We start from the raw sequence: 14,051 nt of genomic DNA, 5'->3' as shown, positions 1-14,051 counted from the left end.
AGTTCGCCCCGTCGTCGACCTCGGTCAGCGACAGGGTTTCGCAGCCCTGAAAATTATTACCAATACCGTCGAACATCGTGCAGCCGATTCACAGCTGCCTCTCGTTTTATGGCGGTTGTGCGTGGGAGATCTTCGGGTCTGCCGGGTTCTGGTAATAATCCCCGGTCTGCGAACCCGCGCACAGCTGCCACCTCATTTGTTTCGCAGCAAAACGGTGGCGATTTTTCTTTCTTAAGGATTATTACCATGACTACTCAACACCCGCCCCGCCGCTTCACCCCCATGTCCCAAACCGCAACCGAATACCCCGTGCTGCTGATCGACAGCGATGCCCCACTCAGTGAGTTGCACGCTTGTGCAAGCGAACGTCTAAACGCGGCACTCGCTTACCTGCATCTGATGGCCTGTTCCAACGTGTCCGACTATGCCGAGCACGACATCAATACCGTCGCCAATACCGCTCGGATCATGGTCCAGGATGTGGCGGATGTGTTTACGGTGATTGAACGGCGCGGGTTTGATTCGTCTGCGGTTGGATGACGTGATTTGAGCAGTGAGAAAACCCGCTTCGGTGGGTTTTCTAGGTTTGCCGGTGGCATGGTGGGCTTAATGTTGTCTCGTGCCGCCGCCATCACTGCGGCCAATGCCAGGCCGGCGCATCCAGAATCCCTTGCCCCACAATCCGCGTCTCCCCCAACACCTTCTCCAGCACAATCGAATTACACTCCTCATCCTGCTGCAAGGCCGCGATCAAGCGGCTGGCGTGGGACACCACCCACACCTGGCACTGTTTCGACGCCTCGATGATCAAGCGCGCCAAGGCGGGCAACAGGTCCGGATGCAAGCTGGTTTCCGGTTCGTTCAGCACCATCATGGTCGGCGGGCGTGGCGTCAGCAGCGCTGCGATCAGCAACAGGTAACGCAAGGTGCCGTCCGACAGCTCCGCCGCCGACAACGGCCGCAGCAAACCTTCCTGATAGAACTCGATGGCAAAGCGTCCGCCCTGCAACGGTTCAATGTGCAGACGCGCGCCCGGGAATGCATCGCTCACGGCGCGTTGCAGCGCCTCGGGATCGCCAATCTCGCGGATGGTCTGCAACGCGGCCGCCAGATCGCGGCCATCGTGGTGCAACACCGGCGTGCGCGTGCCCAACTGTGGCTGGCGCACTGGCGCGTCCACGTCGCTGCGAAAGTGATCGTAAAAGCGCCAGCCACGAATGCTTTCGCGCAACAGCAGCACTTCCGGCGAGCCACGCAGGCTGCCGACCTGATCGAACAGGCTGTGGTAGTTCGGCGTGTGCTGCGCCAGCACATCCCAGGCACGGCCTTCGCGGGCACGCACCATCGGCCCTGAGCGCTGCACCAGCAGGCTGGCCGGACGGTAGACGTGGCCGGCCCAGATGCATTCCTTTTTTACTTCGGGGTCCAGTTTGAAGGCCGAGAGGGTTTTTTCGGGTAAGCCCAAAGAGATCGCGTAGCTGAAATCCTCGGCGGCAAACCCCAGGCGCAGGCGCTTGACGCCCTGGCGCACATTGGATTCGACCGGCACTTCGCCGCTGCGCATGCGCCGGGTGATGGTTTCCGGCCCCGCCCAGAAGGTCGAATCCAGCCCGCCTTCGCGGGCCAGCGCATTGATCACCCCGCCCTGGGCGGTTTCGGCCAACAGGCGCAGGGCGCGATACAGGTTGGACTTGCCGCTGCCATTGGGGCCAGTGACCAGGTTCAGCCGGTCCAGGGGCACCACCAATTTGTTGATCGAGCGGTAATTGGCCACCGCGAGGGTTTTAAGCATGTGTATTTAGTCAGCATGGGAACCATTGGAGTATGGGATCCTCCATGCAGATAAGGAACCCTGATCTAAGCTCACAGTCGCATACACACTTGAACGTCGGCATCACGCAAAAGGAGCCTGCATGGGCGGTCGCACCTCGACATTTATTTTCAGCCTTGGCCTCCTGGCGCTGCTCAGCGGCTGTGGCCAGGACAAAGCCGAGCCCAAGCAGCATTCACGGGTGTTCGTGCAAACCGTGCAGTCGGCGGATTTTGCCGCGGCAGTGACGCTGACGGGTGATATCCAGGCGCGGGTACAAACCGATCTGTCCTTTCGCGTGGGCGGCAAGATCATCCAGCGCATGGTCGACGTGGGCGACCGCGTCACGGCCAGGCAAGTCCTGGCCAGGCTCGACCCCAAGGACCTGCAAACCAACGTCGATTCGGCCCAGGCTCAGGTCGTGGCCGAGCAGGCGCGGGTCAAGCAGACCGCTGCCGCCTTCGTACGCCAGGAAAAACTCTTGCCCAAGGGCTACACCAGCCGCAGCGAATATGACGCCGCCCAGGCCGCGTTGCGCAGCAGTCAAAGCGCTTTGGCCGCCGCCCAGGCGCAATTGGCCAATGCCCGTGAGCAACTCGGTTACACGGCGCTGGTCGCCGATGCACCGGGGATCATCACGGCGCGCCAGGCCGAGGTCGGCCAGGTGGTACAAGCCACCGTACCGATCTTCAGCCTGGCCCGTGATGGCGAGCGTGACGCGGTATTCAACGTGTACGAATCCCTGCTGGTGGAGCCGCCGCCCGATGCGCCGATTACCGTCAGCCTGCTCGACAACCCGAGCATCAAGGCCGTGGGCAAGGTGCGTGAAGTGACGCCGGCAGTGGCGGCCAATACCGGCACGGTACAAGTGAAGATCGCCCTGCAAAGCCTGCCCAAAGGCATGGAGCTGGGCTCGGTGGTGAGCGCCACCGCCAACGGCCCGGCCAAGGCCAGCATCGAATTGCCCTGGGCGGCCTTGACCAAAGACCTCAGCGAACCCGCCGTATGGCTGGTGGATGCCGACGGCAAGGCGCAACTGCACAAGGTCACGGTGGCCCGTTACCTCACCGGCAAAGTGATTATTGGCGAGGGCCTTAAAGGCGGCGAAAAAGTCGTAGTGGCCGGTGGGCAATTGCTGAACCCCGGCATGGTGGTCGAGATCGCCCAGCAAGGAGCCCAGCCATGAAGCAGTTGACGGTTATCGTCGCCGCCAGCCTGGTGCTGATGGCTTGCTCCAGGGAAGAGGCGCCGCCGGAGCCTGTGCGCCCGGTGTTGTCCATGGAAGTGAAGGCGCAAGACCAGGAAAACCTCGGCCGTTTCGCCGGCACTATCCAGGCCCGCTATGAAAGCAACCTGGGTTTCCGAGTGCCGGGCCGTATTGCCCGTCGCGCCGTCGACGTGGGCGCCGAGGTAGAGAAGGGCGCCTTGCTTGCCGTGCTCGACCCCACCGACCAGCAGAACCAATTGCGTGCCGCCCAGGGCGACCTTGCTCGCGTGCAGGCACAGTTCATCAATGCCCAGGCCAATGCCCGTCGTCAGCAAGAGCTGTTCAATCGCGGCGTCGGCGCCCAGGCTCAGTTGGATGTGGCGCAGACCGATCTGAAAACCACCCAGGCCACCCTTGATCAGGCCCGTGCCTCGGTCAACCAGGCCAGGGACCAGCTCAACTACGCCGAACTGCGCACCGACCACGCTGGCATCGTCACCGCCTGGAATGCCGAGGCTGGTCAGGTCGTCAGCGCCGGGCAGCAGGTGGTGACCCTGGCTCGCCCCGACATCAAGGAAGCGGTGATCGATCTGCCCGCGGGCCTGGCCGAGCGCCTGCCGGCGGATGTGGTGTTTCTGGTCGCCGGTCAACTGGACCCCAGCGTGCAGACCACCGCCATCGTGCGCGAGATCGAGCCCCAGGCTCAAAGCGCCACGCGCACCCGCCGCGCACGCCTGAGCCTGACCGATACCCCCGCCGCGTTCCGCCTGGGCACCGCTATCAGCGTGACCTTGAGCAGCGCCATTACGCCGCGTATCGAATTGCCCCTGAGCGCCTTGCAGGAAGTCGACGGCAAGACGCGCATTTGGCTGCTTGATACCCAGAGCCAGACCGTGCAGCCACGCGACGTCAGCGTGGTCAGCCGGGATGCCGACAGCGTCCTGGTCAATGGCGGCATCAAAGCTGGCGAGCGCATTGTCACAGCCGGCGTGAACAGCCTGAAACCCGGGCAAAAAGTCAAAATCGACGAGGACAGCCCGCGATGAAAGGGAGCTTCAACTTATCCGACTGGGCCCTCAAGCATCAGTCCTTCGTCTGGTACCTGATGTTCGTCGCGCTGCTGATGGGCGTGTTCTCGTATATGAACCTGGGCCGCGAGGAAGACCCCTCGTTCACCATCAAGACCATGGTGATCCAGACCCGCTGGCCGGGCGCGACCCAGGAGGAAACCCTCAAGCAGGTCACTGATCGCATCGAGAAAAAACTCGAAGAGCTCGACTCCCTCGACTATGTGAAAAGCTATACGCGACCGGGTGAGTCCACGGTGTTTGTGTTCCTCAAGGACACCACCAGCGCCAAGGCCATTCCGGAGATCTGGTACCAGGTTCGCAAGAAGATCGACGACATTCGCGGCACCTTCCCCCAGGGCTTGCAGGGGCCGTCGTTCAACGATGAGTTCGGTGACGTATTCGGCTCGGTGTACGCCTTTACTGGCGACGGCTTGTCGATGCGCCAGTTGCGCGACTACGTAGAGCAGGTGCGCGCCGAAATCCGCTCGGTGCCGGGGCTGGGCAAGGTCGAGATGATCGGCCAGCAGGACGAAGTGATCTACCTGAACTTCTCCACGCGCAAACTGGCGGCATTGGGCATTGACCAGCGCCAGGTCGTGCAAAGCCTGCAATCGCAGAATGCGGTAACGCCGGCCGGGGTGATCGAGGCCGGGCCGGAGCGGATTTCGGTGCGCACCTCGGGGCAGTTCGCCTCGGAGAAAGACCTGGCCAACGTCAACCTGCGCCTCAATGACCGCTTCTATCGGCTGGCGGATATTGCCGACATCAGCCGTGGCTATGTGGATCCGGCGCGGCCGATGTTCCGCTTCAACGGCAAACCGGCAATTGGCTTGGCGATCGCCATGCAGAAGGGCGGCAATATTCAGTCGTTCGGCAAGGCGCTGCACGGGCGCATGGACGAGCTGACCGCCGACCTGCCGGTGGGCGTTGGTGTGCACAAGGTGTCCGACCAGGCCGAAGTGGTGGAAGAGGCCGTGGGCGGCTTTACCAGCGCGTTGTTCGAAGCCGTGATCATCGTTCTGGTGGTGAGCTTTATCAGCCTCGGCATGCGCGCCGGGCTGGTGGTCGCGTGCTCGATCCCGCTGGTGCTGGCGCTGGTGTTCGTGTTCATGGAATACAGCGGCATCACCATGCAGCGGGTCTCGTTGGGCGCCTTGATCATTGCTCTGGGCCTGTTGGTGGACGACGCGATGATCACCGTGGAGATGATGATCACGCGCCTGGAAAAAGGCGAAACCAAGGAGCAGGCCGCCACCTACGCCTATACCTCCACGGCCTTCCCGATGCTCACCGGTACGCTGGTGACCGTGGCCGGTTTCGTACCGATTGGCCTCAACGCCAGTTCGGCAGGCGAGTACACCTTTACCCTGTTCGCGGTGATTGCCGTGGCGATGCTGGTGTCTTGGGTCGTGGCGGTGCTGTTTGCGCCGGTGATCGGCGTGCATATTCTCAGCGCCAATGTGAAGCCGCATAACGCCGAGCCTGGGCGCATTGGCCGTGCGTTCAATGGCGGTATGCTCTGGGCCATGCGCAACCGCTGGTGGGCTATCGGTATTACCGTGGCGCTGTTTGCGGCCTCGGTGTTTTCCATGCAGTTTGTGCAGAATCAGTTTTTCCCGTCATCGGATCGCCCGGAAATCCTGGTTGATCTGAACCTGCCGCAAAACGCCTCGATCAATGAGACGCGCAAGGCGGTTGACCGCCTCGAAGCGATCATCAAGGACGACCCGGACATCGCTCGCTGGAGCACCTACATCGGCCAGGGCGCTATCCGTTTTTACCTGCCGCTGGACCAGCAGTTGGAAAACCCCTACTACGCGCAACTGGTGATTGTGAGCAAGGGCCTGGAAGAGCGTGGCGCCCTGATCGCCCGCCTGCAACAACGCTTGCGCGATGATTTTGTCGGTATCGGCAGCTACGTGCAGCCGCTGGAAATGGGCCCGCCGGTCGGGCGGCCGATCCAGTATCGCGTGTCCGGTAAAGACACAGACCAGGTGCGCAAGCACGCCATCGAACTGGCGACCTTGCTGGATCAGAACACCCACCTGGGCGAGATCATCTACGACTGGAACGAGCCGGGCAAAGTGCTGCGCGTCGACATCGCCCAGGACAAGGCGCGGCAACTGGGGCTGTCGTCCGAAGACGTGGCGCAGTTGATGAACAGCGTGGTCAGCGGCGCGGCGGTGACCCAGGTACACGACGATATCTACCTGATCAACGTGGTCGGTCGCGCCGAAGATGCCGAGCGCGGTACGCCGGAAACCTTGCAGAACCTGCAGATCGTGACGCCCAACGGCACCTCGATTCCATTGCTGGCCTTTGCCACGGTGCGTTACGAACTGGAGCAGCCGCTGGTGTGGCGTCGTGATCGCAAACCGACGATTACCATCAAGGCCGCGGTGCGCGATGAGATGCAGCCGACCGACCTGGTCAAGCAGTTGGCGCCGACCATTCAGAAATTCAGCGACGGCCTGCCGGTGGGCTACAAAGTCGCCACCGGCGGCACCGTGGAGGAAAGCGGCAAGGCCCAGGGCCCGATTGCCAGCGTGGTGCCGTTGATGCTGTTCCTGATGGCCACGTTCCTGATGATCCAGTTGCACAGCGTGCAGAAGATGTTCCTGGTGGCCAGCGTCGCGCCGCTGGGGCTGATCGGCGTGGTACTGGCGTTGATTCCCACCGGTACGCCGATGGGCTTTGTGGCGATCCTGGGGATCCTGGCGCTGATCGGCATCATCATTCGCAACTCGGTGATCCTGGTGACGCAGATTCATGAGTATGAAGAGGCCGGCTATACGCCGTGGGATGCGGTGGTGGAAGCGACCGAACACCGGCGTCGGCCGATTCTGCTCACCGCGGCGGCGGCGAGCCTGGGCATGATCCCGATTGCCCGGGAAGTGTTCTGGGGGCCGATGGCTTACGCGATGATTGGCGGGATTATTATCGCCACGTTGCTGACGCTGTTGTTCCTGCCGGCGCTGTATGTGGCCTGGTACAAGATCCGCGAGCCTAAGCAAGAGCAACAGGAACAACGCAGCTAAAACTGTGGGAGGGGCTCGTTCCCGATGGCGGTGATCAGTCAACCCATCACTGACTGGACTACCGCTATCGGGGCATAGGTATCTACACAACTCTTTGGTGAGCCGCCGGACCTGTGGGAGGGGGCTTGCCCCCGATGGCGGCCTAAGAGCCGACCAGGATGCTGGACTTTGATCGAGTGCATATCCGTTATTTGGGTAGCGGCTGCTATTGGTTCCGCTTTTACAGCGGGTCACTTTGGAAAAGAGCCCCAAAGTAACCAAAAGGCTCTTGCCCCACCACTCGGCACCTCGCCTAGGCTCGGTGTGCCCGTAATCCGCCATTGATTTGGGGGGCCGCCGCCACGCGCCATCCATGGCGCGGGGCGGCTAAACCGGCATCCCTGCCGGTTTACCCCCCAAATCCCTGTCGAATTCCGGCCAGCGTGGTTTGACGGGGCGCCTGAGATCAAAAGCAGATCAAGAGCAAGAGCAAGAGCGGCTCGCTTCGCATCGTGGTTAGCGTCGGCAGTGGTTACATAAGTTGTAGATACCCATGGCTATCGGGGGCGAGCCCCCTCCCACATTTGGATCTTGATCTCGCTTGAGGCTGTGGGAAGCTTCCGAAAAGTCCACTTGTTGCCCCGGCCAACGGCTGCATGTTTTACCCTCTCGACCTCACTTCTCCGTCCAGGTCGATACCCATGCAGTGCCTGCGTCCTATCCTTGTGCTCTGTGCGCTTGTTCTTGCGCCCTCAGTCTTTGCCTCCACCGTGCTGGAAAACGCCCTGTGGCGCGTTGACCTCAACCCCGCAACCCTGGCCCTGCGTGTCACGCCAGCGGGCGAGGCCCCGGTACAAGCCTCCAGCGGTGTCACCGCGCACGCCGTCAGTGCTTTGCAAGCTGATGCCGCACAGGCCTCCTGGCAATGGGACAGCGGCGCCTACCGTCTGACGGCCCGGCTTGAGCATCGCGAACTGTCCCTGTCTATCAGCGCCCGCGAGCCAGGTGAACTGGCCTTGCTGCGCCAGCCGGCTACGGCCATGGGCCAGGCGCTGATCTGGCCGTTGGCTGAAGGGCATTATGTCCCCGTTGATAACGCCGTTTGGAAAGCGTTCCTGCTGGAGCGCGGCGAGGTCAATACCACCCAGGACCTGAGCTTGCCCTTGTGGGGCCTGGATCACGGGCGCTTTACGCTTAACTGGCTGCTGACCAACCCCTACAACAATCGCCTTGAATGGCAGCCGGACGGCCAGGGCCTGGCGTTGTCAGCGTTCCATGACTTCACACCCCTGGCCCCCGACGTGCCGATGACGCTGCGCCTGTACCTGGGCGATGCCGACCCGTTGGCCGGCGCCAAGCGTTATCGCCAGTGGTTGATCGAGCAGGGCCGTTACGAGCCTCTGGCGGACAAGCTGCGGCAAACTCCCGAGGCGGTAAAATTGCTCGGTGCCAGTCACGTTTACCTCTGGGGCAACGGCTTGCTGACGCTGGATGATGTGCGTGATTGGCCAGCGTTGATCAAGCGGCTGCGTACCCACGAGCTCGGCGGGCTGCTGGACCAAGAACCGGCGAAGGTGCTGGCGCACACAACCCCGTTGAATCGTTATGAGCAAACCGTGCTGTTGCGCGGCCTCAATGCGGCCATCAACCAGAAGGCCCGGCAAGCCTGGCAAGTGGAAGAACCCGACATGAATCGCCTTGCCGCTCGCTACGGCGAGGTGCGTAGCGAGCTGGCCCGGGATTTCGCCGCGGCCTTGAGTGATCGTCCCGAAACCTGGGGTAATTCCACCCTCCAGGCCTTGCGTGACGCGGGGCTCTCGCGTCTGCTGTTGACCCTGGGCGATGGGTGGGAAGGCGGGCTCTGGCACCCCGAAGCGATTCGCGCAGGCGTGGCTGCCGGCTACCTGATGGCGCCTTACGACTCGTATGAAACGGCGCTGTCGGCCAGCGAAAATCCGGACTGGGCCACTGCCCACCTGGGCGGCAAGGCCTACCGCGACTGCGCAATCGTGTTGAAAAACGGCCAGCCGAAAACCGGTTTTCAGCAATCTGGCCACTACACAGACCCGCGCTGTGTGCGACCGCTGCTGGAGGCTCGGGTGCGAGCGGTGCAGGCCGCAGCCGGTTTCAATGCCTGGTTCCTCGATGCGTATGCCACCAGCATGGTCTTCGACAGCTACCGCGACGGCGCTTCCATGACTCAGGCGCAGAATGCCCAGGGCAATATCGACGCCTCGCGCTGGATCAACACTTCACTAAAACTGCCCGCGGGCTCCGAAGACGGCAACGCCATCACCGCCGAGGGCATTCTGTTTGCCCATGGTATGCAAACACCGGTCATTGGCTGGGGCGACCGGGACATGACCCGCGACCGGCAGTCGCCCTATTACGTCGGCAACTGGTACCCGGCAGAGCAGCCGGCGGTGTTCTTCAAGCCTGTGCCGTTGAAAGCGTCGCTGCGCACGGTGTATTTCGACCCGACGCTGCGGTTGCCGTTGTATCAGGCGGTGTTCCATGGCTCGGTGATCACCACCCATCACTGGCTGTTCGACAACCTCAAGCTGAGCAATGTACGGGCTGAAAATGAACTGGCCCAACTGCTCTACAACGTACCGCCGCTGTATCACTTGAGTGCGGCGACACTCAAGGACAGGCTGCCGGTGATTCAGCGCCAGGACCGGTTTTTTCGGCCTCTGCATCAGCGGTTGGCGACTCAGGCGATGACTGATTTTCGCTGGCTGACGGTGGACAAACTCTTGCAGCAAACCACCTTCGCAGATGGGACGCGGCTGGTGGCGAATTTCTCGGCGGTGGAAAAACAGGGGTATGCCGGGCGCAGTGTGACGGTGCTGGTGGAGGGGAAGGAGCCGGTGGTGTATCAGGTGAAATAACGCTGCCCGTTACGGCGCCATCGCGGGCAAGCCCGGCTCCCACAGGGGAACGCATTCCAAAGGTGGGAGCTGGCTTGCCTGCGATGAGGCAGGTACAGGCGATGCAGCACTAAATCTTACGCCACACACTGGCCAACCAAGGCTGCTGCTCCCGCGGCAACCCGGCCGGCCGATAGTAATGCTCCAGCTCTTCAAACCCGGCCGCGGTCAGCAAGGCCTGCCACGCCTGCAGGTCGTGATAAGAACCATACCTTGGCCCATTCCAACCTTCCTGATTTTCACCCCGTGGGTTGGAGCTGAACAGCACACCTCCAGGCTTCAATGCGCCATGCAGCTCTTTGAGCACCCGTGGCAGTTCCTGCTTGGGAATATGAAACAGCACCGCATTGGCAAACACTCCATCGAAGCGCTCGGCGGGCAGGGCCAGTTTAAGAAAGTCCTGCTGCAACACTTCACAGCCACTGTCCTCCCGCGCCATCTGCGCAAACCGCTCGGAGCCATCCAGGCCCACGGCGATATGCCCCATGCGCGTAAACGTCTGCAAATCCCGTCCCGGCCCACAGCCGAAATCCAGCACGGTGAACGGCGGCGTGCCCTGGATATGCCGCAGCAGCGCGTCGATGTTCTGGCTCACATCGTGATCGCGGGTGCCTTCACGAAAGTCTTCGGCCACCTTGTTGTAATGGCCCAGGGTGGTGGCGGTGATCTGGTTGAGGTCGTCGGGTTCGAGTTTCATAGGGCTATTTCAGTGAGAACACAGCAACTATATCCGATGCCTGGGCCGCTACCACAATCTAGGCTTAACTAATCTTCGTAAATATTGTGCCAATCAGGACCGCCCGTCTTACAAGGAAATAGGTAGCAAAATTGTCCTACCACCTTCCGCGTTTCAGGTGGTGGCAAAGGCCAAGGTTCAAGTGGAAAAGAGATGGCGGTGGCGTTGTCTAGGACAAGTTCAGAAATTACCTCCCCTGTCATCGATGGGGTGCCTGCAGCGGTACCGCTTATAGCAACACTAAATAACAATGTGACAGACGCAAGGCTGTTCGACGTCATGAGTTTTGACATGATTTTTCCCTGAAGTTATAGATCGTTGGCATGAAGTGGCGTTTGCTGCCTCAAGTATTAATGCACTCAGGGCAGCTCCACTGCTACCGCATCCATATCCTGGGTGCTGTTGAGGTTTACACCCCCGGCGTAGCTTCCGCTTTGAGAGAAGGTGCTCAGCCAGTTTTTTTTGCCTCCACCAATCGAAGCCAGACAATGGGTGGTCGCAGCGTTTCCACCGGTTGCAGGTGACCAGATACAGCCGGTGAGGTACTGATCAACGTCGCTGTTAAGCGCAACAGTATTGTTATCGGCAATACCGAACGCTTGTGTCGACACGGCTCCCGTCGGGGGCTGAATCAGCTGAATGCCCGCCAACCCCGCTAGGGGAATCCACGTTAAGTCGCTCACTCTACCGGTATCGTCCTGCCGTGATGCCAGCACAACCCCTGAGTTATTGATTGCGCGTCCGGCATTTTTGGACTTGATAGAAAGGGTCAAGGTCAGAGGCGCTGTCGTCGGTGTCATCCAGGCTGCTGTCCGGACCGGGTTGGTGGCGGTATCGGGATACTCGCAGTAACCTACCGATTGCAGTGTGTTATTGATCCCTTTGACATAGCAACGATTGGCTCCAGTCGCTATGGGTAAAGAGCTTATGGTATAGGTCGTAACGTTAGCCTTAGCTACTTGGGGAATTGTGATGCCGTTGGTGCTGGGACAGTTCATGGCAATGCTGGGGTAGCCATTCGAAAGGCTGTCACTGACGCCCACTGGAACGCATTTATCGTTGTACCCAAGCAGTCCAAGCAGCGAAGAAAATACCCGCTTAGGCGTGTCATCCCCCGCGAGCCATATGACGGTAGATAGCTCCTGATTGCTGCTGATGCTCCATCCAACCATATCCCCGCGTTGATTGGACGCCATGATGATTGTTTTTACGTCCGCGGCACGCAACGGCAGCACTACCCCAGGAAGCGGCTTGAGAGGTGTCGGAGTGTTATTTGGAGTGGCGTTCCAGACCACGGCGGTGTTGACATTGTTTGCGTTCTTGCAGATACCGCCGATCCAGCCGGCGTTCGAGATATTGAGGGCGCGGCAAGGCTGTTCAGCAACCAATGGCTTGAGCGCTACTTGTGAGTTCTCTGTGTTCGTATCTGCTAACCAAGGGACATTGTTGGCGCTGGCACTGGCCGGAGTGCAATTGCCCACAGCGATACCACTGTCGTTGATGCCGGAGGTTTCGCATTGTGCTCCCGCTTCATGCCCTAAGTTGGTGTAGGCGGCAGCGTTGACGGTCAAGCTGGCCGCGCTCAGTAACAGGCAACCTGCAACCCCTAAAGAGTGCATTTTCATCATCAGTCCATCCTTGGCGAGAGATTCTGTTTGATTAGATACACGCAGAAAACAATCAACAACTGTCAAAGTTAACAGGTATAGGCGAGTAGTTTCAGCGTTTGCTCCGCACTCGTGACAGGGAACCTCAGGCTCCGTCTGATTCAGTTTAAAGACGTGTATTCGATGTAGTGCACTTCACTGGGTTCGTACTGTGGTATTCCGACATACCGCCCCGCGGGATTCTGGGTAAGATTCGGCTTTAATTCAAAGAGAGTTATCCATCCATGGAAGAGGAAAAACGTTCACCCGTTGGCAACGACACCGCGCCGAACAAGGTAGACCAATACGCCACGAGATTGAGCAATGGCCTGTTGTGGCTCAATGAGCGTGCCTGGCCGCTGACGGTGGGGATTCTCTCGGTGGCAGGCCTGTACCTGTACCAGTACATCCAGATGGAAAAGGTGCCGCTGAGTATCCTGTCGGCGTCGGCGTTCACCGCATTGCCGGCGATGTTCGCCATGTTGGTATTTGTGATCGGCATGATGGGCGCGTCAATCCTGGTGCCCACGTTCATCTTGTTCACGCGCCTGAACGGCACCGGTGTGCGCCTGAGTGATCAACTCAATCTCAGCCCGCAGTCGCCGCAAGAGACGGCCCAGCACAGGCGTTTACTGGGACATTGGGCGGCCAGCCTATTGGTGATGTTCGTGTTCTGGATGTCCGCCGTGTACCTGTCCGTGAACGCCGAAAGTGGGCTGTTGCTGACGCTCAGTTGGATCGTGGCGATCATGGCGGCGGTAGTGGCCTATGTCGGCATCATCATTCGCGCCAGGCCCGCCCATGTTGCCCTGCGTGAGTTGTCCGGGGAGTTCTGGCTGGCCAGTGCTGGCGCCGGGGTGGTTCAAATGGTGGTCATTCTGATGGTGACGGTGCCGGTCTCCCGCGCCTTCAGCGAGTACTCCGACAGCGCCGTGTTCTTTGCGCCGTTCATGGCCGCCGAAATGGCCGTGCTGTTCCTGATCCAAGGGAGCGCCGCCTGCCTGGTGGTGCGCATGCGCGTTCAGAAAAACCCGGTGGCGTTCGCCTCACTGGTGGCCTTTGCCCTCATCGTTTTACTCGGGCTGATCCCGGCGAGCGGGGCCAAGTTGGGCGGCCTGCCGTTGCAAGGCTCCGCCTCGGGAGGGCGCGTTTGTACGTTGATGACCTGGGCGGCAGAGGCCAAGGTTCCCGGCGTGCTGGTAGACGCCGACAACCCCAAGCGCAGCGTGAAACTGCGGGTGATGGCCGACTCGGATGGCAGCTACATCGTGCGGCCCTGGCAGGCCAAGGAAAAAACCATCACCTTCGTGCCCCGCGCCAGCGTTGCCCAGCTGGATGAGTGCCCGTGAGCTAGCGGGTTTCCAGGCGGGCGGAGCCCACTGCCCTCACCTCCTGCATCGAACGGTTATCGGTTCGAGAGCTGACCCAAGAAAAACCGTTTTCCCCGGCTCGGACAACGATTGCGAAGTTCTGTGGCACAACGAATGTCGGTGCAGAAGAGATGGGAGTGGCTGCTGCATTTTCGTTTACGGTAGCGAACAGCACGAAGACGGCCGACACGAAGCCGCTGGAAGTCATGAGGTTTGGCATGTGCTGAATCTCCTGGGTCGAATGTGTCGAGTATTAAATGGTGTT

Annotated in this window: 10 protein-coding genes; 6 read left to right on the top strand and 4 right to left on the bottom strand. The window is 60.5% G+C overall.

The genetic code is table 11. The features are described from left to right. Window positions 1-246 precede the first annotated feature (246 nt). Window positions 247-540, top strand: coding sequence for a hypothetical protein (locus JFT63_RS18300; protein ID WP_057702375.1), 294 nt, complete (start codon window positions 247-249; stop codon window positions 538-540). 91 nt (window positions 541-631) lie between these two features. On the opposite strand, the gene JFT63_RS18295 is transcribed toward JFT63_RS18300, so the two are convergent. After that, window positions 632-1,792, bottom strand: coding sequence for an AAA family ATPase (locus JFT63_RS18295; RefSeq protein ID WP_057702376.1), 1,161 nt, complete (start codon window positions 1,790-1,792; stop codon window positions 632-634). A 121-nt stretch (window positions 1,793-1,913) separates the two neighbouring features. On the opposite strand from JFT63_RS18295, the gene JFT63_RS18290 reads away from it, so the two are divergent. The 4 genes from JFT63_RS18290 (at window position 1,914) to JFT63_RS18275 (ending at window position 9,995) form a co-directional block, all read left to right on the top strand. Beyond that, window positions 1,914-2,996, top strand: coding sequence for an efflux RND transporter periplasmic adaptor subunit (locus tag JFT63_RS18290; protein WP_198844469.1), 1,083 nt, complete (start codon window positions 1,914-1,916; stop codon window positions 2,994-2,996). Then, window positions 2,993-4,063 carry an efflux RND transporter periplasmic adaptor subunit gene (locus JFT63_RS18285; RefSeq protein ID WP_198844468.1) on the top strand — a complete coding sequence of 357 codons (1,071 nt, stop codon included), beginning with the start codon at window positions 2,993-2,995 and terminating at the stop codon, window positions 4,061-4,063. Before JFT63_RS18290 ends, JFT63_RS18285 begins: the two co-directional genes overlap by 4 nt. Beyond that, window positions 4,060-7,125 (top strand): efflux RND transporter permease subunit, encoded by a 3,066-nt coding sequence (locus JFT63_RS18280; protein ID WP_198844467.1) that lies wholly within the window; start codon window positions 4,060-4,062, stop codon window positions 7,123-7,125. Before JFT63_RS18285 ends, JFT63_RS18280 begins: the two co-directional genes overlap by 4 nt. A 680-nt stretch (window positions 7,126-7,805) precedes the next feature. After that, window positions 7,806-9,995: a glycoside hydrolase gene (locus JFT63_RS18275; RefSeq protein ID WP_198844466.1), complete on the top strand. Its 2,190-nt coding sequence runs from the start codon at window positions 7,806-7,808 to the stop codon at window positions 9,993-9,995. A gap of 109 nt (window positions 9,996-10,104) precedes the next feature. On the opposite strand, the gene JFT63_RS18270 is transcribed toward JFT63_RS18275, so the two are convergent. Continuing rightward, the gene (locus tag JFT63_RS18270; RefSeq protein WP_198844465.1) at window positions 10,105-10,731 is read right to left on the bottom strand and encodes a class I SAM-dependent methyltransferase; all 627 of its coding nucleotides are present in this window, start codon (window positions 10,729-10,731) and stop codon (window positions 10,105-10,107) included. Window positions 10,732-11,129: 398 nt separating this feature from the next. Further along, window positions 11,130-12,398, bottom strand: a complete 1,269-nt coding sequence (locus tag JFT63_RS18265; protein WP_198844464.1) for a hypothetical protein — start codon at window positions 12,396-12,398, stop codon at window positions 11,130-11,132. Between the two features lie 263 nt (window positions 12,399-12,661). Here JFT63_RS18265 and JFT63_RS18260 point away from each other — a divergent pair, with 263 nt between their 5' ends. Next, window positions 12,662-13,765, top strand: a complete 1,104-nt coding sequence (locus tag JFT63_RS18260) for a hypothetical protein (RefSeq protein WP_032894144.1) — start codon at window positions 12,662-12,664, stop codon at window positions 13,763-13,765. A 1-nt stretch (window position 13,766) separates the two neighbouring features. Here JFT63_RS18260 and JFT63_RS18255 read toward each other — a convergent pair whose 3' ends face one another. Beyond that, the gene (locus tag JFT63_RS18255; RefSeq protein ID WP_057702383.1) at window positions 13,767-14,006 is read right to left on the bottom strand and encodes a hypothetical protein; all 240 of its coding nucleotides are present in this window, start codon (window positions 14,004-14,006) and stop codon (window positions 13,767-13,769) included. Window positions 14,007-14,051 lie beyond the last annotated feature (45 nt).

Source organism: Pseudomonas sp. MF7453 (genome assembly GCF_016405455.1).
Lineage (GTDB): Bacteria > Pseudomonadota > Gammaproteobacteria > Pseudomonadales > Pseudomonadaceae > Aquipseudomonas > Aquipseudomonas paralactis.
This window is presented reverse-complemented; position numbering and strand designations above follow the sequence as displayed.

Excerpts from the sequence above, each read along its gene's own strand:
- JFT63_RS18300 (WP_057702375.1), top strand. The coding sequence starts at position 247 with ATGACTACTCAACACCCGCCCCGCCGCTTCACCCCCATGTCCCAAACC.
- JFT63_RS18295 (WP_057702376.1), bottom strand. The coding sequence starts at position 1,792 with ATGCTTAAAACCCTCGCGGTGGCCAATTACCGCTCGATCAACAAATTG.
- JFT63_RS18290 (WP_198844469.1), top strand. The coding sequence starts at position 1,914 with ATGGGCGGTCGCACCTCGACATTTATTTTCAGCCTTGGCCTCCTGGCG.
- JFT63_RS18285 (WP_198844468.1), top strand. The coding sequence starts at position 2,993 with ATGAAGCAGTTGACGGTTATCGTCGCCGCCAGCCTGGTGCTGATGGCT.
- JFT63_RS18280 (WP_198844467.1), top strand. The coding sequence starts at position 4,060 with ATGAAAGGGAGCTTCAACTTATCCGACTGGGCCCTCAAGCATCAGTCC.
- JFT63_RS18275 (WP_198844466.1), top strand. The coding sequence starts at position 7,806 with ATGCAGTGCCTGCGTCCTATCCTTGTGCTCTGTGCGCTTGTTCTTGCG.
- JFT63_RS18270 (WP_198844465.1), bottom strand. The coding sequence starts at position 10,731 with ATGAAACTCGAACCCGACGACCTCAACCAGATCACCGCCACCACCCTG.
- JFT63_RS18265 (WP_198844464.1), bottom strand. The coding sequence starts at position 12,398 with ATGATGAAAATGCACTCTTTAGGGGTTGCAGGTTGCCTGTTACTGAGC.
- JFT63_RS18260 (WP_032894144.1), top strand. The coding sequence starts at position 12,662 with ATGGAAGAGGAAAAACGTTCACCCGTTGGCAACGACACCGCGCCGAAC.
- JFT63_RS18255 (WP_057702383.1), bottom strand. The coding sequence starts at position 14,006 with ATGCCAAACCTCATGACTTCCAGCGGCTTCGTGTCGGCCGTCTTCGTG.